24 protein-coding genes are annotated in these 23,779 nt (G+C 65.4%); 4 read left to right on the top strand and 20 right to left on the bottom strand.

Annotated features, from left to right (window positions below):
• Positions 1 to 16: 16 nt before the first annotated feature.
• The 3 genes from IB255_RS01245 to IB255_RS01255 are packed head-to-tail and all read right to left on the bottom strand — an operon-like array spanning position 17 to position 2,444.
• Positions 17 to 358 carry an Hpt domain-containing protein gene (locus IB255_RS01245; RefSeq protein ID WP_081519286.1) on the bottom strand — a complete coding sequence of 114 codons (342 nt, stop codon included), beginning with the start codon at positions 356 to 358 and terminating at the stop codon, positions 17 to 19.
• A gap of 54 nt (positions 359 to 412) precedes the next feature.
• A complete protein-coding gene (locus tag IB255_RS01250) occupies positions 413 to 2,110 on the bottom strand; it encodes a SpoIIE family protein phosphatase (RefSeq protein ID WP_081519285.1) in 1,698 nt (565 codons plus the stop codon).
• A gap of 28 nt (positions 2,111 to 2,138) precedes the next feature.
• Positions 2,139 to 2,444 (bottom strand): STAS domain-containing protein, encoded by a 306-nt coding sequence (locus tag IB255_RS01255; RefSeq protein WP_081519284.1) that lies wholly within the window; start codon positions 2,442 to 2,444, stop codon positions 2,139 to 2,141.
• A gap of 252 nt (positions 2,445 to 2,696) precedes the next feature.
• On the opposite strand from IB255_RS01255, the gene IB255_RS01260 reads away from it, so the two are divergent.
• The 3 genes from IB255_RS01260 to IB255_RS01270 all read left to right on the top strand — a co-directional run bounded on the left by IB255_RS01260 (position 2,697) and on the right by IB255_RS01270 (position 5,166).
• Entirely contained in the window at positions 2,697 to 3,413 is a 717-nt protein-coding gene (locus IB255_RS01260) for a TorF family putative porin (protein WP_081519283.1), read from the top strand.
• A gap of 285 nt (positions 3,414 to 3,698) precedes the next feature.
• Complete coding sequence (locus tag IB255_RS01265) at positions 3,699 to 4,499, top strand: AraC family transcriptional regulator (protein WP_081519282.1); 801 nt, start codon at positions 3,699 to 3,701, stop codon at positions 4,497 to 4,499.
• Positions 4,500 to 4,548: 49 nt separating this feature from the next.
• Positions 4,549 to 5,166 carry a LysE family translocator gene (locus IB255_RS01270; protein WP_192209725.1) on the top strand — a complete coding sequence of 206 codons (618 nt, stop codon included), beginning with the start codon at positions 4,549 to 4,551 and terminating at the stop codon, positions 5,164 to 5,166.
• Positions 5,167 to 5,175: 9 nt separating this feature from the next.
• On the opposite strand, the gene IB255_RS01275 is transcribed toward IB255_RS01270, so the two are convergent.
• The 17 genes from IB255_RS01275 to IB255_RS01355 all read right to left on the bottom strand — a co-directional run bounded on the left by IB255_RS01275 (position 5,176) and on the right by IB255_RS01355 (position 21,845).
• On the bottom strand, positions 5,176 to 5,829 hold the full coding sequence (locus IB255_RS01275; RefSeq protein WP_081519280.1) for a DUF1345 domain-containing protein: 654 nt from the start codon (positions 5,827 to 5,829) through the stop codon (positions 5,176 to 5,178).
• Entirely contained in the window at positions 5,817 to 6,653 is an 837-nt protein-coding gene (locus IB255_RS01280; protein WP_081519495.1) for an aminoglycoside phosphotransferase family protein, read from the bottom strand. Before IB255_RS01280 ends, IB255_RS01275 begins: the two co-directional genes overlap by 13 nt.
• A gap of 61 nt (positions 6,654 to 6,714) precedes the next feature.
• Positions 6,715 to 7,161, bottom strand: a complete 447-nt coding sequence (gene fliJ / locus IB255_RS01285; RefSeq protein ID WP_081519279.1) for a flagellar export protein FliJ — start codon at positions 7,159 to 7,161, stop codon at positions 6,715 to 6,717.
• Between the two features lie 127 nt (positions 7,162 to 7,288).
• The gene (fliI, locus tag IB255_RS01290; protein ID WP_081519278.1) at positions 7,289 to 8,644 is read right to left on the bottom strand and encodes a flagellar protein export ATPase FliI; all 1,356 of its coding nucleotides are present in this window, start codon (positions 8,642 to 8,644) and stop codon (positions 7,289 to 7,291) included.
• Positions 8,634 to 9,431, bottom strand: coding sequence for a flagellar assembly protein FliH (fliH, locus tag IB255_RS01295; protein WP_081519277.1), 798 nt, complete (start codon positions 9,429 to 9,431; stop codon positions 8,634 to 8,636). The genes fliI and fliH overlap by 11 nt, the downstream gene beginning before the upstream one ends.
• 1 nt (position 9,432) lies before the next feature.
• The gene (gene fliG, locus IB255_RS01300; protein ID WP_045212107.1) at positions 9,433 to 10,449 is read right to left on the bottom strand and encodes a flagellar motor switch protein FliG; all 1,017 of its coding nucleotides are present in this window, start codon (positions 10,447 to 10,449) and stop codon (positions 9,433 to 9,435) included.
• Positions 10,442 to 12,235 carry a flagellar basal-body MS-ring/collar protein FliF gene (fliF, locus tag IB255_RS01305; RefSeq protein ID WP_081519276.1) on the bottom strand — a complete coding sequence of 598 codons (1,794 nt, stop codon included), beginning with the start codon at positions 12,233 to 12,235 and terminating at the stop codon, positions 10,442 to 10,444. The genes fliG and fliF overlap by 8 nt, the downstream gene beginning before the upstream one ends.
• A gap of 19 nt (positions 12,236 to 12,254) precedes the next feature.
• Positions 12,255 to 12,584: a flagellar hook-basal body complex protein FliE gene (gene fliE / locus IB255_RS01310; protein ID WP_081519275.1), complete on the bottom strand. Its 330-nt coding sequence runs from the start codon at positions 12,582 to 12,584 to the stop codon at positions 12,255 to 12,257.
• A gap of 342 nt (positions 12,585 to 12,926) precedes the next feature.
• Positions 12,927 to 13,265: an endonuclease domain-containing protein gene (locus tag IB255_RS01315; protein ID WP_081519273.1), complete on the bottom strand. Its 339-nt coding sequence runs from the start codon at positions 13,263 to 13,265 to the stop codon at positions 12,927 to 12,929.
• 153 nt (positions 13,266 to 13,418) lie between these two features.
• Positions 13,419 to 14,834, bottom strand: a complete 1,416-nt coding sequence (gene fleR, locus IB255_RS01320; RefSeq protein ID WP_081519272.1) for a sigma-54-dependent response regulator transcription factor FleR — start codon at positions 14,832 to 14,834, stop codon at positions 13,419 to 13,421.
• Between the two features lie 5 nt (positions 14,835 to 14,839).
• A complete protein-coding gene (locus IB255_RS01325) occupies positions 14,840 to 16,069 on the bottom strand; it encodes a sensor histidine kinase (RefSeq protein WP_412548074.1) in 1,230 nt (409 codons plus the stop codon).
• Between the two features lie 122 nt (positions 16,070 to 16,191).
• Positions 16,192 to 17,667 (bottom strand): sigma-54 dependent transcriptional regulator, encoded by a 1,476-nt coding sequence (locus IB255_RS01330; RefSeq protein ID WP_081519271.1) that lies wholly within the window; start codon positions 17,665 to 17,667, stop codon positions 16,192 to 16,194.
• Between the two features lie 269 nt (positions 17,668 to 17,936).
• Positions 17,937 to 18,233, bottom strand: a complete 297-nt coding sequence (gene fliT, locus IB255_RS01335) for a flagellar protein FliT (protein WP_081519270.1) — start codon at positions 18,231 to 18,233, stop codon at positions 17,937 to 17,939.
• A 26-nt stretch (positions 18,234 to 18,259) separates the two neighbouring features.
• Positions 18,260 to 18,640, bottom strand: a complete 381-nt coding sequence (gene fliS / locus IB255_RS01340; RefSeq protein WP_081519269.1) for a flagellar export chaperone FliS — start codon at positions 18,638 to 18,640, stop codon at positions 18,260 to 18,262.
• A 137-nt stretch (positions 18,641 to 18,777) separates the two neighbouring features.
• Positions 18,778 to 20,178, bottom strand: a complete 1,401-nt coding sequence (gene fliD / locus IB255_RS01345; protein WP_081519268.1) for a flagellar filament capping protein FliD — start codon at positions 20,176 to 20,178, stop codon at positions 18,778 to 18,780.
• A 101-nt stretch (positions 20,179 to 20,279) separates the two neighbouring features.
• On the bottom strand, positions 20,280 to 20,621 hold the full coding sequence (locus tag IB255_RS01350; RefSeq protein ID WP_081519267.1) for a flagellar protein FlaG: 342 nt from the start codon (positions 20,619 to 20,621) through the stop codon (positions 20,280 to 20,282).
• Between the two features lie 78 nt (positions 20,622 to 20,699).
• On the bottom strand, positions 20,700 to 21,845 hold the full coding sequence (locus IB255_RS01355) for a flagellin (RefSeq protein WP_081519266.1): 1,146 nt from the start codon (positions 21,843 to 21,845) through the stop codon (positions 20,700 to 20,702).
• 209 nt (positions 21,846 to 22,054) lie between these two features.
• Here IB255_RS01355 and IB255_RS01360 point away from each other — a divergent pair, with 209 nt between their 5' ends.
• A complete protein-coding gene (locus IB255_RS01360; RefSeq protein ID WP_081519265.1) occupies positions 22,055 to 23,692 on the top strand; it encodes a hypothetical protein in 1,638 nt (545 codons plus the stop codon).
• Positions 23,693 to 23,779 lie beyond the last annotated feature (87 nt).

A 23,779-nucleotide genomic window follows, 5' to 3' on the forward strand; every position in this document is an offset into this window, starting at 1 on the left:
GCCAACTCGAAAAAGGTCAGGGGCGACCGGGCAACAGCAGGGTGCGGACGATGGAAAATTCGTGCTCGACCTTGCCGATCAGGCCTTGCGCGCCGGCCAGGTCGTTCTGCCGCGCGGCCTCCTCCAGGCGCTTGCACAGGCTGCTCAGTATCAAGGCGCCCATGTTGCCGCAACTGCCCTTGAAGCTGTGCGCGGCGTGGCGCAAGGCCGGCGCATCACTGGCGGCGGAGGCCTCGCGGATGCTGCGCAGGCGCTCCTCGGAGTCGCTGAGGAAGGTTTCCACCAGGAGCGGATACTCGTCTTCCATGATCGACAGCAAATTGCTCAGCACGGCGCCATCGAGATGCGGCTCGGACATTGGGCACTCCCTGAAAGACGGCTCGCCACCCTGCGGGGGACAAGAAGGCCCCGATTATGCCTGAGCCGACCAGAAGAACTCCACGGAGACCGCCTTGCCGTCGCCCGACCACTGACAGCGGTCAGACAACTGCCGGACCAGCGTCAGGCCGCGCCCGCAGAGGCTGCCGGCGGCCCGCTGCGAAGCCAGCACCGCGCCCACGTCGAAACCGTCGCCGCTGTCCTCCACCCGCACCAGCAGGCGCCCGCCATCGCCGTGGGGGGCGAGATCAAGATGGAAGCGCACGAAGCCGTCGCGCAGGGTGGACAGGCGCTTGCTGCGCTCCTGGTAATAGCGGGCGAAGCCGGCGGCATCGCACTTGAGCGAAGAGTCCAGGCCCATCACGCCGTGCTCCAGGGCGTTGGAGTACAGCTCGGCGAGCACGGTGTAGAGCGCACCACCGCGCGGGCGCAGGTCTTGCACTTCCATCAGCAGTTGCAACAGGAAGGGCAGCGGATTGAAGTTGCGCAGAGTCGGCGCGCGGAATTCGAAGCTGGCGGACCAGTCCAGCGGGCTGCTCAGGCCGTTGTCGGAGAACGCCAGCGGCGGGCGCTGCAGCGAGTCCTCGGGGACCAGCGCGATCTCCAGCATGCTGACGTCGTCCTGGGCCTCACCGCGAAAACGCGCCACCGCCGCCTGGATGCCGTCGAACAGGCGCGACGGCGCGAGGCCCTCGCCGAACACCTGGCGCAGGCGCTCCTCGCCGAAGGCTTCGCCCGTGGCATTGCGCGCCTCCAGCACGCCATCGGAGAAGAGGAACACACGGTCGCCCTCCTCCATCGCGTAGACCTCGACATGGTCGCTGAAGGCGGACGGGTCGAGAATGCCCAGCGGCAGATGCCGCGACACCAGCGGCTGCAGTTCGCCGCTGGCGTGGCGGCGCAGGTAGCCGTTGGGCAGGCCGCCATTCCACACCTCCACCAGGCCGCGCTGGAAACTCAGGTTGAGCACCGCGGCGCAGCAGAACACGCCCACCGGGAGAATGCGTTTGAGCTTGGCGTTCATCTCGCGAAGGATGTCCGCCATCGGGTAGCCCTTGGCGGTCATGCCATAGAACACCTCGGCCAGCGGCATGGCGCCGATGGCCGCCGGCAAGCCATGGCCGGTGAAATCGCCGAGCAGCACGTGCATGCCGCCGGAGGGCTTGAACGCCGCCAGCAGCAGGTCGCCGTTGAACAGTGCGAAGGGGGATTGCAGGTAGCGGATGTTCGCCGCGTTCAGGCAACCCGAGTGCGCCACCTTGTCGAACACCGCCTTGGCCACCCGCTGCTCGTTGAGCAGGTGCTCGTTGTGCCGGGCGATCAGGTCGCGCTGCTCCAGCACCATCCGCTGCAGGTGATGCAGGCGTCCCATGGCGCGGATCTTGGCTTCGAGGATGACGCGGTTGTAGGGCTTGGAGAGGAAGTCATCGCCGCCCGCCTCCAGGCTCTGCACCAGCGCCTCGGGCTCGCTCAGCGACGTGAGGAAGATGATCGGCACCAGCTCCTCGCCAGCCTGCCGGCGAATCCGCCGCGCCGCCTCGAAGCCATCCATCACCGGCATCAGCGCATCCATCAGCACCAGCTGCGGGCGCTCCTGGGCGAACAGCGCGAGCGCTTCCAGCCCGTTGCCGGCGGTGATCACGCGATGCCCCTGGCGGCTGACGATGGTCGACAGCAACAGGCGATCGGCAGCGTTGTCGTCGGCGATCAGGACGGTGAGGAGTTCGGACATGGCCGTTGCCACTGCAGAGCGCGTCGCGTCAGCTGATCTTGAACAGCTGCTCGAAGTTGGAGATAGACAGCACCTTGCGCACGTCCGGATTGCAGTGCGCCAGGCTGATCTGCGCGCTCTCGCCGCCGGCGTGGTCGCGCAGCAGCAGGAGCATGCCCAGCGCCGAGCTGTCGAGGTAAGTCGCGCCCTTCAGGTCCACCACGTAGCGTTTGGGTGTGGTTTCGACACGCTCGTAGGCATTGCGGAATTCCTGGTGTGCGCCGAAATCGAAACGTCCCTGGACCACGATGGTGAGCTCCTGCCCGTCAGCGGAGGGAACGGAAGTGATGGCCATGGGATTCTCCTTATCGATCGATGGTCGCGCACGAGCTTGAAGATGTAGCAGCTAGCGGTGACAGCGGCAACCTCGGCATTCGACAGACAACTACCACACTGGAGTGCAGGAATAATCTGACAATGTCCGAAATACCTGAAATGGACTGCCGGACCGCACAAGCCCGACAAATACCGTAACCTTGGCCCAGGCGACAAGGAGCCAAGGCTTACCAGCCGTCCGCAGTCGCACCCGGCAAATGAAGAGGGGAGCATGTACAAGTCCATTCTCATCGCGGCCTGCGTGTTGTGCGCGGCGCCGTACGCAGGTGCCCAGGTGATGCAGCGCGAACTGGGCGATTTCGAACTCAAGTTCGCCAACTCGCCAACGCGCAGCATGGCCCAGGGGCTGGTCCAGCCGGGCCAGGCCAACAGCGCCCAGGGCGGCCTCGACATCACCCACGACAGTGGCTGGTACGTCGGCAGCTGGACCTCGAACATCGAGCAGGAAAAGCCGCTGGAGATCGACAGCTACGCCGGCTTCAAGCACCCACTGGGCGACGGCAAGCTGGGCTACGAAGTGGGCACACTGCGCTACACCCGGCCGGAACAACCCGACTACGACAGCCAGGCCCTGTACGGCGGCCTCTCGGTATTCGGCAGCCGTCTCGGCGCGGCCTACAGCGCCCAGGCCGGGCGCAGCACCACCACGCTGTTCACCGACCTGGGCGTGCAGCCTGACCTCGGCTTCGACGTGACCTTCAAGTATTCCACCTACAACCTCGCCTCCCCCGTGAGCCTGAACAGCGGTGGCAGCGTCAGCGAATTCGGCGACTGGTCGGTGAACTTCAGCCGCCCCTGGAACGGCATCGACCTGAACTTCTCGTACAGCGGCAGCAGCCTCACCGGCGGAGACTGCAGCGCCTACTCCGGACACAACGCCTATTGCGACTCGGCGTTCATGTTCAAGGCTTCGCGGCCGTTCTTCTGAGGCGCCTGCCACCCTGGCCCCCTCACCCCAGCCCTCTCCCGGAGGGAGAGGGAGCAATCCGCTGCCAGGCGCCACTCCTGCGCCCTTCCTGCACCTCCATTCCCAGCTGACTCCGATGCCCGCATCCCTGCCGAACGGCCCCCTCTCCCCCTGGGAAAGGACTGGGGTGAGGGCGAGACCGCGCGCCGAAAGCTCCCGGCTCCAAGAAAGTCAATTTCATTCAAGATGGCGCCGGTCTGAGGGGCTACTCTGCCTATCACCCTCCGCTCCCGCAGGCCTGCCCCAATGCTCCACCAAGTGATCTGCACCACGACCGCCCTGCCCGGCCTGCGCAGCGTCGAGATACTCACGCAGCGCAGCTTCCCGCGCCACGCCCACGACGAGTACGGCATCGGCGTGATGCTCGAAGGCGGGCACCGCTCGTGGAGTGGCCGCGGACAGGTCGAGGCCGGGCCCTGCGACATCATCACCGTGAACCCCAATGAACTCCACGACGGCATTCCCCTGCGCGGCGCGCCGCGGCGCTGGTGGATGCTCTACGTGGAACCGGCGCTGCTGGCGGAACTGGCCGGCGGCAACATGGCCCAGCGCGAGTTCACCCTCCCTGCCCTTGCCTACCCGCCACTCGCCCAGCGCATTGCCAGCCTGCTGCAACACCTGCCGGGGGCCAGTGCCGATGAAGCCAGCGAAGGCGTGCTCGACCTGTTCGGCGAGTTGCTCGACCAGCGCCCAGACACGAGCGTGGCGCCCCTCCCTTCCCGCAGCGTGGCGCGCATGCTCGAACGGATTCACGACGACCCACGCAACGCTCCCGCGCTGGCGGAGCTGGCTGGCATTGCCGGGCTGACGCTCTATGCGGCACTGCGCCGCTTCCGCCGCGAACTGGGCACCACGCCCCACGCCTACCTCCTGCAGTACCGAGTGCGACAGGCCCACAAGGCCATCGGCGAGGGGCGCACGCTGGCCGACGCCGCCCTGCTCGCCGGCTTCGCCGACCAGTCGCATATGACCCGCGCCTTCGCCCGCCAGCTCGGGCTGACACCGGGGCAATGGCGCTCATCGTTCAGGCAGCCGCCAACGCCCTGATTGCTCCGGTCTCACGGCCTCATTTCTTCCACACAGGAAACCCACGGGAATGAACGCAGAATTCCTGCTGACGGCGTTCGTCGTCGTTTTGCTGCCCGGCACCGGCGTGCTCTACACCCTGGCCGTCGGTCTCGGCCTGGGCGCCCGCGCCGCCAGCCTTGCGGCGCTGGGCTGTACGCTGGGCATGCTCCCGCAACTGCTGCTCGCCACCTTCGGCCTGTCGCTGATCCTGCAGGCCAGCGCGGCCAGCTTCCAGTTCATCCGGCTGCTGGGCACGGCTTACCTGCTGTTCATCGCCTGGCAGGTGTTTCGCGGCAGCGGCGCCCTGGCGCTGGATTCGGCCAGCAGCCCACGCAGCATCCCGCAACTGGTGGGCACCGGGCTCTGGCTGAACCTGCTCAACCCCAAGCTGGGGCTGTTCTTCCTGGCCTTCCTGCCGCAGTTCGTGCCGGCCGGCAGCGAGGACACGCAGGGGCTGTTCCTGATGCTGGGCCTGGTGTTCGCACTGATGACTTTCGTCGTGTTCATCGGCTACGGACTGCTGGCATCCTGGGTGCGCGATTATGTGATCGGGCGTCCGGCGGTGATGACGCTGATCCGCAGGAGCTTCACTCTCGCCTTCGTCGTGCTGGCGCTACGGCTGGCTGTCGAGGCGCTGCAGCCCTGATCACCCACGCTAGCCGATCAGCCCCGCGCCCATGTTGATCGCCAGCCCCAGGATCGCGGTGTTGAACAGGAAGCCGATCACCGAGTGCGCCAGCACCACCTTGCGCATCGCACGCGAGGCGACCTCAACGTCGGAGGTCTGCACCGCTACGCTGAGGGTGAATGAAAAGTAGAGGAAGTCCCAGTAGTCTGGATTCTTCTCGCCCTCGGGGAAGCGCAGCGCTGGTTTCGCCGCATCGGCCGAGTAGAACTGCCGGGCGTAGTGCATGGTGAAGATGGTACCGATGAGGAACCAGGAGCCCAGCACCGTGCTGGCGGTAAAGGCGTAGCGGACGATCTTCTCACCGCCGTTGGCATGCCCGGCGGTGGCCAGCTCGACGACGATGGCGACCAGGCTGGCCACGGCGGCAACGGTGATCAGCACCAGCACCGCTTCGGCATTCTCGTCCTCGATTTCGGCCAGGCGGCGCACTTCCGCGGGCGCAGCGCGCAGCGCCAGCCAGCCGATCAGCAGCACGTAGAGCCAGGCCATGCAGTTCCAGCCCAGCAGCACACGGGTCATGGGCGAAAACGGGTAGCATGCCAGCCCCACCAGCACACCCATGACGACGGAGCTGATCAGCCGCGGATGCGCCTGCAACAGGGCCCGGTTCAGGCGCAGCATGCCATGCGGTCCAGCTCGGCGGCGGCCAGGTGCGCCACACTCAGGTCGCTGTCGGCGGCCATGCCATCGTCGAGGAACCAGGCGGCGGAGAGACCGGCGAAAGCCAGCACCCATTCCAGCAGGCGGCGCCGGTCGACGCGTGCGTGCTCGACGATCACGTCGAGCTGGCGCAGGAAGCGCGTGCGCTCGCGGGAGGTCGGCAGGTCCGGATTGCACAGCAGGTTGGCGTAGTCGAACAGGCGCTCGCCATGCAGGCGCTTGGGGTCGATGGCCCGCCAGCCGCGCTCGGCGAAATCCAGGATGTTGTCGTGGTGAATATCGCCATGCAGTACGCACTGGTCATGCTCGCTGGCCAGCAGCGCCTCGGCGGTCTCCAGGCAACGCGGGAACAGCTCGCCATAGCGCACGGCGGCAGGCGCGAGATCGCGGAACCACTCGCGCAGGTCGATCACCTCCGGCAGGGGCTTTTCCCGTGGCTGATGCAGCTTGCGCACGACATCGCAGACGATGCGGCTGGCCTGGTCGTCCTCGCCGTTCAGCGCCATGTGCATCAGCGACCGCGTGCCCTCGGCGCGCTCCATGAGGATGGTGTCGCCGTCGTAGGCATAGACCAGCGCTGCGCCGTCGCCGCCCCACCAGTCGAGCACCTTCGAGCCCAGGCGTTCGTCGATGTCCAGGGCGCGTTTGAGCATGGCTGAGCGCCCCTGCCAGCGAACCGGCAGCAGGTGGCTGCTCGGCGTGATGATCGGATCGCCTTCGGCGCTCAGGCGCCATAACGAGAAGACGTGCCGGAAATCCACAGGCACAGGCGTGGGAAGAGGCATGAAGGAGTCCAACCGGGGAGACTGACTGGAGCCTAGCACGGCGCTCCGCGGAACCCGATCGCTATTGCTCGGCGGAAGGCTTCAGGCGCTGGGCGAATTCGTCGAGCTGTTTCTGCTCGTACTTGTCGGCAGCCAGACGCGCTTCCTCGCGGTAGCGTTCCACCAGCTTGCGCAGCCCTTCGAGGCGCGCGTACTTCTCCTGCCAGATGACCCGCGCCTTGCCCACGTTGGTCTCGTGGAAGGCCACCGAGCGATTCTGCTGCTCGACGGCACCTTCGAGCTGGGAGAGGAAGCGCTGGTAGTTGATCAGCCACTGGCCGCTGACACCCTGCTGGCCGTTGGTGATCCATTGCTGCTGGTAGTCGTAGCGGTAGCGCTCAAGCTCGGCGAGCTTGCGCTGCGCCTGCTGCAGCTGGCCCTGCATCTGGCCGAGCTGACGCGCGGCCTCGCGCTCGGCCTTGAGCGCCATGTCCACCACCGGGGCGAGGCGTTCGGCGCGGCGGTTCATTGGCTCACCACGAGCCGTAGGATGGGTGGAGCGCAACGGTACCCATGCTGCATCTCGCCACGAGCTGAAAGACGATGGGTATCGCAAGCTCCACCCATCCTACGCAAAGCAGTTCCTGGCCGCTTCATCAGCCGGCCTTGCCGCTGACGACTGCATCCAGCAGCAGGCGCGAGTCGTCGAGGTTCTGGCTCTCGTCCAGGGCCTGGCGGAGGAACTGGCGCATGATCGGGAAGCGCTGGATGGCCAGGTCGGTTTCCGGATCGCCGCCGGCCACGTAGGCGCCGACGCTGATCAGGTCGCGGCTCTGCTGGTAGCGCGACCACAGCTGCTTGAAGCGCTGGGCGTCACGCATGTGCTCGGGCGTAGTGACCTGGGGCATCACCCGGCTGATCGAGGCTTCGATGTCGATGGCCGGGTAATGGCCTTCCTCGGCCAGCCGGCGCGACAGCACGAAGTGGCCGTCGAGCACACCCCGCGCGGCGTCGGCGATCGGGTCCTGCTGGTCGTCGCCTTCGCTGAGCACGGTGTAGAACGCCGTGATCGAACCGCCGCCCTTCTCGCCGTTGCCGGCACGCTCGACCAGACGCGGCAGCTTGGCGAACACCGACGGCGGATAGCCCTTGGTCGCCGGCGGCTCGCCGATGGCCAGGGCGATCTCACGCTGGGCCTGGGCGTAACGGGTCAGGGAATCCATCAGCAACAGGACGTTCTTGCCCTTGTCGCGGAAGTACTCGGCGATGCGGGTGCAGTACTGCGCGGCGCGCAGGCGCATCAGCGGCGCATCGTCCGCCGGCGAAGCAACGACCACGGAGCGCTTGAGGCCTTCCTCGCCGAGGATGTGCTCGATGAACTCCTTCACCTCGCGGCCCCGTTCGCCGATCAGCCCGACCACGATGATGTCGGCCTTGGTGAAGCGGGTCATCATGCCCAGCAGCACGGACTTACCCACGCCGGTACCGGCGAACAGGCCCAGGCGCTGGCCACGGCCGACGGTGAGCAGGGAGTTGATCGAGCGGATGCCGACGTCCATCGGCTCGTGGATCGGGTCGCGCGCCAGCGGGTTGATGATCGGGCCATCCATCGGCACCCAGTCCTCGGCGCGCATGCCGCCCTTGCCGTCCAGCGCCCGGCCGACGCCGTCGAGCACGCGACCGAGCATGGACATGCCCATGGGCAGCCGGCCGGAGTCCGGCAGCGGCACCACGCGGGCGCCAGGGGCGATGCCGACGAGGCTGCCCACCGGCATGAGGTAGATCTTGCTGCCGGCAAAGCCCATGACTTCGGCTTCCACCTGCACCGGGTGATAGCCGCCGTCGTTGATCACCTGGCAGCGGCTGCCGACGGCGGCCTGCAGCCCCTCGGCCTCCAGCGTCAGGCCTACCATGCGCAGCAGGCGGCCCTCCACCACAGGCTGGGTCGGCAGGCTCACGGCGTCGCTGTAGCCCTGCAGACGACGGGCGAAGCTGACGCGATCAAGACGCATCGGCGCCGCCCTGATCGGCTTCGAGGATCACGTGCAGGTCTGGCTCCAGGGCGTGGGTCGCCTGGTCGCGCTGCTGCTCGAAGAGCTGCTTCACGGCCTGGGCCAGGCGCGTTTCGACAGTGGCGTCGATGCGCGAATGTTCGGTCTCGATGCGGCAGCCGCCGGGCAGCAGGCCGTCGTCCTCGATGATCTTCCAGCTTTCCTCGTGGCGATCGCGCAAGGCCTTCACCAGTTCGAAGTCCTGCGGATTGACCTGGATGCGGATGTTGCTGGCGCCCATCGGCAGCAGCTTGAGCGCCTCGCGCAGCACCAGGCGAATCTGGCTGGAATCGGTGGCCAGCTCGCGCTGCACCACCTGGCGCACCACGTGGGTCACCAGGTTGAGCATGCCCTGTTCGAGCATCTGGTCCTGTTCGGCAATGGGCTCGAGCAGGTGCGACATCAGGGTTTCGAGATTCTGCAGGCGCGGTTGCAGCGCCGCGTCGGCTTCCTGACGCGCCTTGATCTGGCCGGCGTGGAAGCCGTCCTTCTCGCCGGTGGAGAAGCCCTCGTTGTAGGCCTCCTGGCGGATCGCCTCGAGCTCGTCGAGCGTCAGCGGCTTGACCTCTTCCTCGGGCACCTCTTCGATCTGCGGCGGCTCCTCGACTACCGGCTCGGGTTCGGGCTCAGGCTCCGGGGCCGGCCGCGCCGGGTCGAAGCTGGGCAGCGACCAGCGGTCGAAGCCCGCCACGTCGCGCGCGCGGATCAGCTCGCTGAGTTTGTCTTCGTCTTTGGCCGGCGGTACCACGTCAGATCATCTCCTCGCCGCCCTTGCCACCCAGCACGATTTCGCCGGACTCGGCCATACGGCGGGCGATGGTGAGGATTTCCTTCTGCGCGCCTTCCACTTCGCTGACGCGCACCGGGCCCTTGGCCTCCAGGTCGTCGCGCAGCAGTTCGGCGGCACGCTTGGACATGTTGCGGAAGATCTTCTCGCGGATCGCCTCGTCCGAACCCTTGAGGGCCAGCACCAGCACGTCCGAGGACACCTCGCGCAGCAGTGCCTGGATGCCACGGTCGTCGACATCGGCGAGGTTGTCGAAGACGAACATCAGGTCTTCGATCTGGCCCGACAGGTCCTCGTCGACTTCGCGGATGGCGTCCATCAGCGCGCCTTCGACCGAGCTGTCGAGGTAGTTCATGATGTCCGCCGCGCGCTTCACGCCGCCCATGGTGGTGCGGGTGGAGTTGGCGTTGCCGGCGAACTGCTTCTCCAGGATCAGGTTCAGTTCCTTGAGCGCGGACGGCTGCACGGTGTTGAGCGAGGACACGCGCAGGATGATGTCCAGGCGCACCTTGTGGTCGAAGTGGCTGAGCACTTCGCCGGCCTGGTCCGGGTCGAGGTAGGCGACCACGATGGCCTGGATCTGCGGGTGCTCGTAGCGGATCACGTCGGCCACGGCGCGCGGCTCCATCCACTTCAGGCTGTCCAGGCCGCTGGTGTTGCCGCCCAGCAGGATGCGGTCGATGAGGTTGTTCGCCTTGTCCTCGCCCAGAGCCTGGGTGAGCATCTTGCGGATGTAGCTGTCGGCGCCAACGCCCAGGCTGGTCTGGTCGCCGACGATCTCGACGAACTCGCCCATCACCTGCTCGACCTGCTCACGGTGCACGTTGCGCATCTGCGCCATGGCCACGCCGACCTTCTGCACTTCCTTCGGACCCATGTGGCGCAGCACCTGCGCGGCATCGGTCTCACCCAGGGAGAGCAGGAGGATGGCAGCCTTGTCGACCTTGTTCAGTTTGGCGTTCATGCGCGCTTCACTCATCGGAATTGATCCAGTCCTTCACTACCTGGGCAACGCGCCCCGGGTCCTGGGCGACCAGTGTCTTGATCGCATTCAATTGTGCATCGTACCCCTCGGACGGGCTGGGCAGCAGGATGCTGGCCGGGCCACCGAGGCTCACACGGTCTTCGGACAACTCGCCCTCCAGACCGCCCAACTCGCCCAGGCCACCTTCGCCTGCTGCGCCACCGGCCACCAGGGCCTTGCTCTTGTTGCCCGACAGGTTGTTCAGCACCGGGCGCAGCACGCCCAGCACCAGCACCAGGATGAAGACGATGCCCAGCACCTGCTTGACCACGTCCCAGAACCAGGGCTGGGAGTAGAACGGCGGCGATGCAATTTCATCGCCAAGTTCCGGGGCGAACGGCGCGTTGATCACGCTGACGCTGTCGCCACGGCTGGCGTCATAGCCTACCGCGTCCTGCACCAGGCGGGTGAAGCGACCCAGCTCATCGGCGGTCCAGGGCTGGTGGCTGACTTCGCCGGTCTTCGGATCGGCGATCATGCGGTCATCCAGCACCACCGCGACGGAAAGCCGGCGCAGGCGACCCTGCTGCTGCTTGGTGTAGCTCACCGAGCGATCCAGCTCGTAGTTGCGGGTGTTCTGCTGGCGCTTGTCGGTCGGGTACGGCGCCAGTTCCGGCTTGCCGGTCTTGGGGTCGATGATCGGCTGGCCGTTGGCGTCCTTCAGCGGCTGGCCCGGCGCGACGAAGTCTGCCGGCTTGTTCTGCGCCGTGGTCTGCGGCGCACTGGCCGGGCCCGGCGGCTGGTTCGACAGCGCACCCGGCACGCCCTGCGGGCCGTTGCTGTTCTGGCGTTCCTCGTTGTTGCTCTGCTCGCTGCGCAGGGCCGGCTGGTCCGGGTTGAACGACTCCGAGGTGGATTCCACCGCGCTGAAGTCGACGTCCGCCGACACCTCGGCCTTGTAGCGGCCGCTGCCCAGCACCGGCGCGAGGATGCTGTGTACGCGCTGGGTGAAGTTGGTTTCCATCCGACGGGTGAAGTCGAACTGCTTGCCGGCCATGGTCAGCTCGGAGAGCTCCTGCTGGTCGGAGAGCAGGTTGCCCTTCTGGTCGACCACGGTGACCTGGGATTTATCCAGTTCCGGCACGCTGGTGGCGACCAGATTGACGATGGCCAGCACCTGGCTCGGCTCCAGGGTGCGGCCCGGGTAAAGCTCGACCAGCACCGAGGCACTGGGCTTGCGGTCGTCACGGACGAACACCGAGCTCTTGGGGATCGCCAGGTGCACGCGGGCGCCCTTGACGTTGTTGAGGCTGGAGACGGTGCGCGCCAGTTCACCTTCCAGGCCGCGACGGTAGTTGGTCGCTTCCATGAACTGGCTGGTGCCCAGCGCCTGTTCCTTGTCGAGGATCTCGAAGCCGACGTTGCTGTCGGTCGGAGCCAGGCCGGCACCGGCGACTTTCATGCGCGCGCGGCCCAGGTCGTCGGCCTTCACCAGTAGCGCGCCGGAGTTGGGCTCGATCTTGTAGCCGATGTCGGCGGCGGACAGCGCCTCGACCACCTTGTTGGCGTCGACGCCGTTGAGGCTGCCGTACAGCGGCTTGTAGTCCGGCTGCTGCGACCACAGGACCATGCCGAAACCGATGGCGATGCTCGCGGCGAGACCGACCAGCAGGCCGACCTGGCGCAGCACCGGCATGTCCGCGAGGTTCTCGAGGAAAGTCAGGCCGAGCAGCGGCTTCTTCGGCGCGTCGGCACCGACCTTGGCCGGAACCTGACTGTCAACAACGGAGGCTTGGGACATTACCTACGATCCTCGCCGCTCAAACCGGCATCTGCATGATGTCCTGGTACGCCTGGACGAGCTTGTTGCGTACCTGGGTCATCGCCTGGAAAGAAACACTGGCCTTCTGCGAAGCGATCATCACCTGGGTGAGATCGACCCCGCCCTGCCCCATCTCGAAAGCGGTCGCCATGTCGGAGGCGGCCTGCTGGGTACCGTTCACCTTGTCCACGGCCTGTCCGAGCATCTGCGAGAAGCTTGGCGCCCCCGGCTCGGCCGGTGCGGCCTGCGTCTTCGCCTTGGCCATGGCCTCCATTTGCATGGAGCGCATTTCCAGCAGCAGACGATTGAACTCGATACCCTGACTCATCACTTACCCCTCCGACTGTCCGCGGTTTTTTGACACTGCGCGGCGCTTTGCAGAGGTGATTGCAACTTGGGTGCCAGTTTCTTAGGGCGTAGGAAAAATGCGCAGGATGGCTCTGGGATGGGGATTCAGGGACTTCTGTTCAGGCGCTCCTGGCTGAGTCCTTTGGGGCGGTGGCAAAGGCCCCTCACCCCAGCCCTCTCCCAGAGGGAGAGGGGGCAGGTCGGCGTAGGCGAGAAGATCGGCAGTCAGCCGGACACCTCGCAGTATCAGGAAAAGCGCCAGACATCCGCCTGGCAGAAGACGGCCCCCTCTCCCTCCGGGAGAGGGTTGGGGTGAGGGCAATCACCCCGCGCCGGACTCGACCGTCAATCGAAGCGCCTCCAGCACGACGTCCGTGCGCGCCAGCACATCATGGTTCCAGAACCGAACGACGCGAATTCCCTGCTCCACCAGCCAGGCATCGCGCTCAATGTCGTACGCAGACTCCAGATGCTGGCCACCATCGAGCTCCACCGCCATCCGCAGCTCATGGCAATAGAAGTCCAGCACATACCGGCCACTCGGCACCTGCCGCCTGAACTTCAAACCGAGGAATCTGCGATCCCGCAGATATCCCCACAACCTGAACTCAGCGTCGGTTTGCCGCCGCCGCAACTGCCGCGCGAACTCCACCTCATCCACGGCTCTCCCCTCCTATTGACTGACCAGGGAGAAAGCTCAGCGATTCTCTGGAGGCGTGCAGCCGGACACGGCGTCAACATGCCAGCGAAAACGCCGAACCCAACCAAGAAAAGGCCCGCACGAATGCGGGCCAAGAGGGGGTCTGTCAGTGGCTCAACTGGCGTAGAGGTAAGCCTCCACATCCATGCCGGCGTCGCGCATCTGCGCGAGCTTGTAACGCAGGGTGCGCGGACTGATGCCCAGTCGCTCGGCGGCTTCCTTGCGGCGGCCACGCTCGCTGCGCAGGGTGTCGATGATCATCTGGAACTCGCGGCGCTTGAGGTCCTCACCCAGTTGCCCGGCTTCTGCGGCGGCAGGCGACGGAATTTCGACGCCGACCGGAACCTGCGGCGCAGTCGAAACCGGAACGGCCGCCAGCACCGGGCGCGGAGCAAGACCGATGGGCGCGGTCAGGCACAGATCGGCGGCCTGGACCTGGCCGCCCTGCTGCAGGATCAGCGAGCGCTGGATGGCATTGTCCAGCTCACGCACGTTGCCCGGCCACGGATGCGCCAGCAAAGCGGCGCGGGCGTCGTCGGCCAGGGTCACCGGCGTGTGGTTCATCTTGCGTGCGTACTTGGCCAGCAGCCGTTCGGCCAGCGGCAGAATATCGGCGGGACGCTCGCGCAACGGGCGCCAGGCCAGCGGGAAGACCGACAGGCGATAGTAGAGGTCCTCGCGGAAACGTCCGGCAGCCACTTCACCGAGCAGGTCGCGGTTGGTGGTGGCGAGCACGCGGATGTCGAGGCTGATCGGCTTGCGCGCACCGACGCGCTCCACTTCGCGCTCCTGCAGTACACGCAGCAGCTTGGCCTGCAGGGCCAGCGGCATCTCGGAGATTTCGTCGAGCAGGATGGTGCCGCCGTCGGCCAGTTCGAACTTGCCCGGCTGGGCGGCGATGGCGCCGGTGAAGGCGCCCTTCTCGTGGCCGAACAGGGTGGCCTCGAGCATGTTGTCCGGGATCGCCGCGCAGTTGATCGCGACGAAGGGTTTACCAACCCGCGGCGACTGCTGGTGGATGTACTGCGCCAGGACTTCCTTGCCGGTACCGGACTCGCCGGAGATCAGCACGGTGGAATCGCTGCGCGCGACACGGGCGGCCAGCTCCAGCAATTGCTGGCTGGCCGGCTCCAGCGCCACCGGACCTTCGCCGATACTGGCGGGAACGGCACCCAGCGCATGACGCGCCACCAGCTCCAGCAGCGCGCGCGGCTCGAAAGGCTTGACCAGGTAATCGGCGGCGCCCTGGCGCATGGCGTCCACGGCGCGATCAACGGCTCCGTAGGCGGTCATCAGCAGCACCGGCAGTTGCGGGTAGCGCTTGCGGATCAGGCCGAGCAGCTGGTGCCCGTCCATGCCCGGCATGTTCACGTCGCTGATCACCAGGCCGAAGACCTCTTTCTCCAGTGCAGGCAACGCGGCCTCGGCGCAATCGACGGCGACGAAGTCGTGCCCGCCAAGCGACAGGGTGTCGGAGAGGGCTTCACGAAGGGCGCGGTCGTCTTCGACCAGCAGGACTTTGGCGGCCATGGAAATCACTCCTCGTGGACGACGGGTTGAGCCAGGATCAGCGGCAGGATCAGGGTGGCGCAGGTACCGACACCAGGACGCGAGCGCAGGCGCAGCTCGCCCTGGTGGGCCTTGACGACGGCTTTCACCACGGCCAGGCCGAGGCCGGTGCCGGTGGTCTTGGTGGTGAAGAAAGGCTCGCCCAGGCGCGCCAGGGTTTCCGCGCTCATGCCCGGGCCGTTGTCGCTGATCGACAGGCGCAGGCTGTTGTCGCGCTGATACAGGTGCACCTTCAGGCGTACATCGCGGCCGGCGGCCTGGATGGCGTTCTCCACCAGGTTGAGCACGGTGCCGACCAGGGTGTCGCGGTTGCACAGCAACTCGCCGACGCGGGCGTCGCACTGCCAACGCAGGTTGAGGCCGGCGACATGGGATTCGGCGGCGGCGCGCAGGCTGGCAAACAACTGGTTGGGCGCGAGGCGATCCGGCAGCGGCAGCTCGCCGCGGGCGAACACCAGCATGTCGCGCACCTGGCTTTCCAGTTCGTGCAGGCGCTCCTTGATGCGCCCGGCGAAGCGCTGCTGATGCTCGACCGGCAGCTCGCCCTCGCTCAGGTGACCGGCATAGAGCATGGCGGCGGACAGCGGAGTACGAATCTGATGAGCCAGGGAGGCGACCATCCGGCCCAGGGCGGACAAGCGCTCGTGGCGGGCGAGCTGGTCCTGCAGGCGACGGGTTTCCGTCAGGTCATTGAGCAGGATGAGCTGGCCGGGCTCGCCGTTCAGCGGGCGGATGGCAATGGACACGCGACGTCCATCGCGCAGGGAAACTTCGTGGCCGTCGTCGGCACGCGGGGCGAAGCTGCGGGCAATGACTTCACGCCAGAGCATGCCCACCAGCGGTTTGCCGAGCAGCGCGACCGCCACCGGATTGGCGTCGCGCACCACGCCTTGACCGTCGATCATGATGACGCCGCCGGGCAGCACGTCGAGCAGGCTCTGCAGGCGGTTGGCCTGACGCTCCTTCTCCGCCAGCTCCTGCATGCGCTGCGCGCTGACCAGCGCCAGCTCGCCCTTCAGCTCGGTGACGCGGGCTTCCAGCAGGCTGTAGGACTGATTGAGCTGGCTGGACATCTGGCTGAACAGCTCGAAGGTCTGTTCCAGATGGGCACGGCTCTGCTGCTCCACCGGCACCTGCAGCGGTTCTGCCGGCAGTTGCGGAGCAAGGTCAGTCTGGCGATTGGTGGCGGGCATCATGCGGGTTTTCCTCATCCGTCCGACGGCGTGAATCTGTCGGTCGGATGAGTCTTAGCAAACCCCGTGCCTAAAATTTACTCGTTATATTTCAATAACTTGAAAAAACGAGTCAGGCGAAGGCGTCAATCCTCCGCCATTTCCTCTTCGCGGCGACTCATGCCGTACTTGCGCATTTTCTCCACCAGGGTGGTACGGCGGATGCGCAGGCGTTCGGCGGCACGGGCGACCACGCCGCTGGCGTCGTCCAGCGCCTGCTGGATCAATCCCTGCTCGAGGTTGGCGAGGTAATCCTTCAGGTCGATGCCCTCGGCCGGCAGCATGGCCGGCGAGTCGAGGCCCGGAAGGCCGGCGGTGATCGCCGCGCGCTCTTCCAGCTCCTCGCGCAGGCTGGTCGCCAACTGCTCGTCCTCGTCGTCGACGTGACGGAATTTCTTCGGCAGTTCGCCCACGCCGATCACGCCGTAGGGGTGCATGATCGCCAGGCGCTCGACCAGGTTCGCCAGTTCGCGCACGTTACCCGGCCAGTCGTGGCGGCAGAGCGACATGATGGCGGCGGAGTTGAAGCGGATCGAACCGCGCTTCTCGTGCTCCATGCGCGAGATCAGTTCGTTCATCAGCAACGGGATGTCTTCCACGCGCTCGCGCAGCGGGGCCATCTCGATGGGGAAGACGTTGAGGCGGTAGTACAGGTCTTCGCGGAAGCTGCCGTCCTCGATCATCTTCTCGAGGTTCTTGTGGGTCGCGGCGATGATGCGCACGTCCACGTTCTGCGTCTTGTTGCTGCCCACGCGCTCGAAGGTGCGCTCCTGCAGCACGCGCAGCAGCTTGACCTGCATCGGCAGCGGCATGTCGCCGATCTCGTCGAGGAACAGGGTGCCGCCGTTGGCCAGTTCGAAGCGCCCGGCACGGGTGGTGATGGCACCGGTGAAGGCGCCCTTCTCGTGGCCGAACAATTCGCTTTCCAGCAGCTCCGCCGGGATCGCGCCGCAGTTGACCGGCACAAAGGGCGCGTCACGACGCTTGGAGTGATAGTGCAGGTTGCGCGCCACCACTTCCTTGCCGGTGCCGGACTCGCCAAGGATCAGCACGCTGGCGTCGGTATCGGCGACCTGCTGCATCATCTGCCGCACCTGCTGGATGGCACGGCTGGTGCCCACCAGGCTGCGGAACAGGTTGGGTTCGCGCTGACGACCACGCTCGCGGGCCTGGTCGTACATCTCGCGATAAACCTGGGCGCGGTGCAGGGAGTCGAGCAGCTTGTTGTAGCTGGGCGGCATCTCCAGGCTGGCCAGCACGCGGCGGCGCAGCTCTTCGGGCCACTCGTTGGGCACCGGCTCGCCCATCAGCAGGACCGGCAGGTACTCATCCCAGGCCGCGAGCTGCTTGAGCAGCTCCAGCGCCCCGCCCTTGCTGTCCACCGCGCCGACCAGTACGCAGAGTACGTCGCGGCTGCCGTTGGGCAGCGGGTCGACGACCTGGCGCCAGTCACGACTGCTGCAGGACAGTTGGTCTTCACCCAGGAAGCTGATGATCACCGAGAGGTCCCGGCAACGGTCCTGGTTGTCATCGATCACGAGGATTTTCGTTTCGCGCCACATCTTAGCTTGTCATCCCGGGCTTGAAGGCCGTACTACGGCGGCTGACACGACCTGGCCACAGCACAATTTCCTCGTGCTAGCCAGCATTTGGCCACTAGTTAAGTCAAAATTGTGGCTCGAGTCAAATTTATGGCGTGTTTTTTTTGGTGCGGCCCGACGAAGGGTGTTGATCCCTGTCATGGCAACTGAAATGGAGCGTAGTTCGAAGCAGAGACGGCGGCCACCGGCACCTGGCCGATCACCGCCGAAAGAGAGCCGATCCGAATGGATCAGCCGAACATCTGGTAGACCTTGGCGCCCTGGTGCGAACGGTTGACGCGGACGATCTCGGTGGCCACTTCTTCACGCTGCCGGGTGACAGCCTGGACCAGCTCGCGGTACAGCGCCAGCAACCCTTCGAGGCTGCGCTTGAGGTCACTGTCATCGTCCATCGGCTCGACCATGGCGGCATCGACATGCTCGCGACACTGAAGGTCGAGTTGGGCAACGGCTTCCCAGTCTTCCAGGGCCAGCGCCGCGCCCAAAGCAAGGCGGGTCTGTTCGATCTGCTGGACGGCGAGAGTCATGTTCGGTATCTCCTGGCGAGCGGCGATCACTGCGGAATCGCGTCCCAGCCTTCCTTGATGGTGCGCAGCAGGCCGGATACTTCGTCGAGAACTTCGACTTCGTTGCTGCGGTTGGCGTCGCCCAGGCGACGACTCATGTAGTCGTACAGGTTGGCATAGTTTTCCGCCAGCTCACCACCGGCTTCGAAGTTCAGCGCTTCGCGCAGGCCGCCGATGATGGCGGTGGCCTTGCCGATCAGCATGCCTTTCTGGGCGAACTGCTCGCGCTCCATCGAACCGCGGGCCTGGGCGATGCGGCTCAGGCCGCCTTCCATCAGCATCTGGATCAGACGGTGGGGAGAGGCGTCGTGCACCTGCGACTGGTTGTTCACGTTCTGGTACTGACGCAGTGCGGCCGAAGCGTTCATCTGATTTCCCCTTGATTCGCTGAACGATCAAATCGTCGATATTCAAAGTATCGGCGCGGGCGGGAAAAGCTTTAGGCAAAAATCTGCACTGGCGTACTGCCCCGCAGCCCGCCCTTGAGAGGCGGACCACCGAAGCGTCAGCTATCGGAACTGCTGGCCTTGTTCAGCGCGTTCAGCGTGGTCAGCACGCTGGACTTGGTGGCGTTGAGCTGGGCGACCAGGGTGTCCATGGCGGTGTACTTCGCCATGAGCGTCTCGGTCAGCTTGGTCATGCGGGTATCCAGTTTGGTCGACTGGTCGGCCAGGTCGCTCAGGGTGTCGTTCAATGACGCCTTGCGCTGGTCAAGCAGGCCGTTGCTCTTGGTGTAGAGGTCCATGCTGCTGCTCATGCGATTGAGCAGGCCGCCATCACCGGTGAAGAAGCCCTGCACCGAGGCGAAGTTCTTCTCCAGGGCGGCGTCGAGTTTGGTGTCGTCGACGTCCAGGGTGCCATCGGTCTTGGTGGAGATGCCCAGCTGCGACAACAGCTTGATCGAGCCGCCCTCCGTAGAGGAGCCGACCAACTGGGTGCGCAGCGTGTTGAGCAGGTTGCGGGTCATCGAGTCGCTGGCCAGCGAAGCGGCCGAGGTCGTCGGGTTGCCGCTGGAGTCCGTGGTGGTGGTGACCTTGGTCAGCGAATTGATGCTGGTCATCAACGCGTTGTACGCCGAGACGAAAGACTGGATGGAAGTCTTCAGGCCGTCGGTGTTGGTATCCACGGTGACGGTCGACTTGCCCGTGGCGACCAGGTTGAGCTCCACGCCGCTGATGGCGCTGGAGATCTTGTTCACCGAACTGCTCATTTCCAGGCCGTCGATGGTGTACTTGGCATTCGCCGCGGGCGCGCTGACATAGCCGCCGGCGGTGGCCGACGCCTTGGTGCCGGCACCGTCGATCTTGAGCACATCGAGGCTCGAGTCGCCGCTGGTGGCTACGCTGATATCGCTGCCTGCACCGGTGACACTGGACCCCAGAACCAGGCGCGGGCCGCTGGCATCAGTGATGATGTTGGCGGTGAGGCCCTGGTCCTTGAGCTGGGTATTGATGCTGTCGCGGATGTCGGACAGGCTCGCTCCCGCCTTGACGGTGACGTTGTAGGTGCTGCTGCCCTGGGTGATCGTCAGCTTGCCGGCACCGAAGCTGGCGGACTTGTCGATGTACTGGGTAGCGACCTTGGAGCTGGTGGCCAGGCTTTCCACATCGATGGCATAGGTACCGGCGGCAGCGCCGGTGCCCAGGGTGGCAGTCAATGCATCGGCGTTCGACGACTTTACGGCCAAACCAGCGAAGGAGTTGGCGTCGTTGAGCTTGCCCATGGCCGTCTGGAAGGTATCCAGGGCACTCTGCAGCGAACCGATACCGGACAGCGTGGTATTGGTCGCGGTCTTCTGGGTGGCGATCTGGTTCGATTTGGGCGCCTTCTGCGCATTCACCAAAGCAGTCACGATGGAGTCGATGTCGTATCCCGACCCTACGCCATTGATCGAAGTCCCGGCCATTTGCCTACCCTCCTGTCCAAATTTCTGACGGTTTTCTGATTGCCGCCTGCGTCTTGTGACGCTTCATTCAAGAATCGCGCCAGAGCCCTCAAAGCTCGGGATCAGGCGCGTTCACTGAACAGCAGATTACCCGCTTCCTTCAGGCTTTCTGCCAACTTGAGCGCAACTTCCGAAGGAATCTGGCGAATCACCTCGCCGGTATCGGAGGCCACGACCTTCACGACGGTTTCGCCGCTGGCGTCGTCCACCGAGAACTCCAGGTTACGCTGCACCGACTGGGCCTGCTCGCGCAAACGGCTGACGGCTTCGTTCAGGTTGCGACGGTTGTTGGCCGCCGGCGATTCCTTGGCGCTCTGCGGCAAGCTGTTGCCGCTGGCCGGCTTGCTACCCGCGGCGGCGTTGTCGGCCGGTCGCAGGGTGTTGATTCCGAGGCTGGTATCCATCAGGTATTACCCTCCGAATGCAAAGCAAGGAAGGGCGCTGAGCGCCCTTCCTTTCCGTTTATGCCTTGCGGCAACCCCTTACTGGAGCAGCTTCAGGACAGCGGAAGGCAGCTGGTTGGCCTGGGCCAGAACCGCGGTGGCGGCCTGCTGCAGGGTCTGCTGCTTGGTCATCTCCGCGGTTTCTGCGGCGAAGTCCACGTCCTGGATGGTGCTGCGTGCAGCAGTGGCGTTCTCGGACACGTTCTGCAGGTTCGAGATGGTGCTGTCCAGACGGTTCTGGATGGCGCCCAGCGAGGAGCGCTGGCTGTCGATCTGCTTCAGGGCGGCGTCGATCACCTGGGTAGCCGATTGGGCACCTTTGGCGGTCGCGATGTCCAGCGCCTGGATGGTGGAGTTCGAGGTGACCACAGCGTGCGCGCTGCCGGCACCGGTGCCCACACCTGCGGTGAAGTCCTTGCCGGAAGTCAGCGAGATGGAGGTGGTGGTGCCGCCGGTGCCAGCCGCGCCGGCCACTGCCGCTACGCCGCTGATGTTGGTGTTGATCGCCGAGACGATGTCGTTGGCGCTGGCGCCCTTGGCGTAGCTGACCTGGGTACCGTTGACGGTGACCGAGCCGGCGGTGGCTGCAACGCCGCCCGAGCCGCTGAGTACGGTGGACAGGTCCAGGGTGCCGGAAGCCAGTTGCGAGGTACCTTTCAGAGCGGTGGCGCTCATGTCGCTCAGGGTGAAGCTGACGGTTTCGTTGGCGTTGGCGCCGACCTGGAAGGTCAGGGTGCCGTTGGTGCCGGCGGTGCCGTCGAGCAGCTTGATACCGGAGGTGCCGCCACCGAAGGTGGTGGTCTTGGAGATACGGGTCAGTTCAGCGGTCAGCGACTTGAACTCCTGGTTCAGCGAAGTCTGGTCTTCGCTGCTGTTGGAGCCGTTGGCGGACTGCAGGGACAGCTCACGCATACGCTGCAGGATGTTGGTGGACTCCTGCAGGGCGCCTTCGGCGGCCTGGGCGATGGAGTTGGCGTCCTGGGCGTTCTTCACGGCTACGTTCAGGCCGTTGACCTGGCTGGTCAGACGGTTGGAAATCTGCGAGCCGGCGGCGTCGTCCTTGGCGCTGTTGATACGCAGGCCGGTGGACAGACGGGTCATCGAAGTGTTCAGGTTGTTGGCGGCCTTGGTCAGGTTCTTTTGAACCGACAGCGAGGCGATGTTGGTGTTGACGGTAAGAGCCATGACGAATTCCTCGTGTTAGGGCTAAGTGGCCTCCCTGCCCGTTTGATTCGAAATGGCGTGGAGAACCTTCGTTAGGGTTATCGTCCCAAGTCGGACGGGCTTTAACTTTTTTTTCGAATTTTCTTCAGACCGCTCTGTAGGCCCCGGCTGGCCTCGTTCTTGCAAAGCCCCCGGACACGCGCCAAAGCTCCGTCACCAGCAGGTTCCGCATGTCCAACCACAAGCTTCAATCCGAGATCCAGCGCCTCAGCCAGGCGTTGCAGATTGCCGAAGACCGCGAAGACCGCGCGGAACAGATCCGTCTATATGAAGCGCTGGCGAAACTGGTGCCCAACACCGCGATGGTCCACGCCAAGATCGCCCGCCTGCACCTGGAGCTGCAGGACCCGCAATCGGCGGAAGCCTGGGCCGAGCGCGCGCTCGACATGACCACCGACCCCAAGGTCGATGAAGAGCTGCTGGACACGATGCGTACTCATCGGCTGTTCATAAAGAACCTTGAGCGTGCCGAACGCTGGTACCGGGCCTCGCCGAGCCTGCCGCGCCTGGCCCTGTACTGCGCCGCGCTGAGCCTGCGCAAACGCTTCGACGAAGCCGAGGCGCTCTATACCCAGGCGCTGGAAAAGCCGCAGGAGCCATGGCAGCAGAGCATCCTGCTCGGCCTGCTGGGCACCCTGTACTTCGAGTGCGGGCGCTTCCATGACAGCGTCGCCTGCCATCAGCTGACGCTGGAACTGGCCCCCAACTACCTGTTCGGCCCCTTCAACCTGGCACTGTCCCTGGAGCAGGTGGCGCGCTACCAGGACGCCTACCGTCTCTATATGCAGACGCTGGAGAAGATGCCGGAGCATTCGGGCACGCATAACAACCTGTCGCTGTTGCAACTGCGCCTCAAGCAGTTCGATGTCGGCTGGCCGCACTACGAGGCGCGCTGGAAGACCTCGCTGAAGGAGCACTACCAGGAGTTCAATACCCCGCGCTGGCGCGGCGAGCCGCTGGAAGGCAAGACCCTGCTGGTCTGGGCCGAACAAGGCATCGGTGACCACGTCATGTTCGTCAGCATGCTGCCGGACCTGCTCAAGCTGGGCGGCCAGGTGCATGTCGAGACCTACGACCGTCTCTGCCCACTGCTGCAGCGCAGCATGCCGGGCCTGTCGATCATCCAGCGCGAAAGCACCGGCCAGGTCCACAACGGCCAGCGCATGATGCACCGGCAGACCTGGCCACGCAGTGACTACCAGATTCCCATGGGCAGCCTGGGCGAGTTCCTGCGCCCTACCCTCGCCTCCTTCGCCGGTACCCGCGCCTTCCTCAAGGCCGACGAGCAGCAGACCCAGGCCAAACGAGCCGAGTACCAGCGTCTGTTCCCCGGTAAACGCCTGGTGGGCATTTCCTGGCGTGGCGGCACCGATACTGCCAACGACATGCAGAGCCGCCGCATCGAGATGCAGGAACTGGCGCAACTGGCAAAGCTGGACAACGTACAGCTGATCAACCTGCAGTACGGCAATACCGAGCCGGAGCGCGCCGAAGCCGAGAGCCTCGGGCTGCATATCCACCATGACGCCGCGGTCAATCCGCTCAAGGACATGGATGCCCAGGCCAGCCAACTGGCCGCGCTGGACGCCGTGCTGAGCATCGACAACACCACTGTCCACCTCGCCGGGGCGCTGGGCGTGCCGACCTTCGTGCTGCTCCAGCTCAATCCGAACTGGCGCTGGGCTGTCGACGATGCGACCAGCTACTGGTACCCATCCGTACAACTGATCCGCAACCGCGAGCTGGGCCGCTGGGGCGAAGCCCTGGACCAGGCCGTGCAGCGCATGCGCGGGAGTGGCGTGCTATGAACGCCGTCCGCGCCAACACCTTTCAACCGGCCCGCCCGTGCGGCGCCCGCCAACCCTGATCGCCAGCGACTCCGCTTGGAGGAGAAC

The organism is Pseudomonas sp. PDM22, from assembly GCF_014851965.1.
Lineage (GTDB): Bacteria > Pseudomonadota > Gammaproteobacteria > Pseudomonadales > Pseudomonadaceae > Pseudomonas.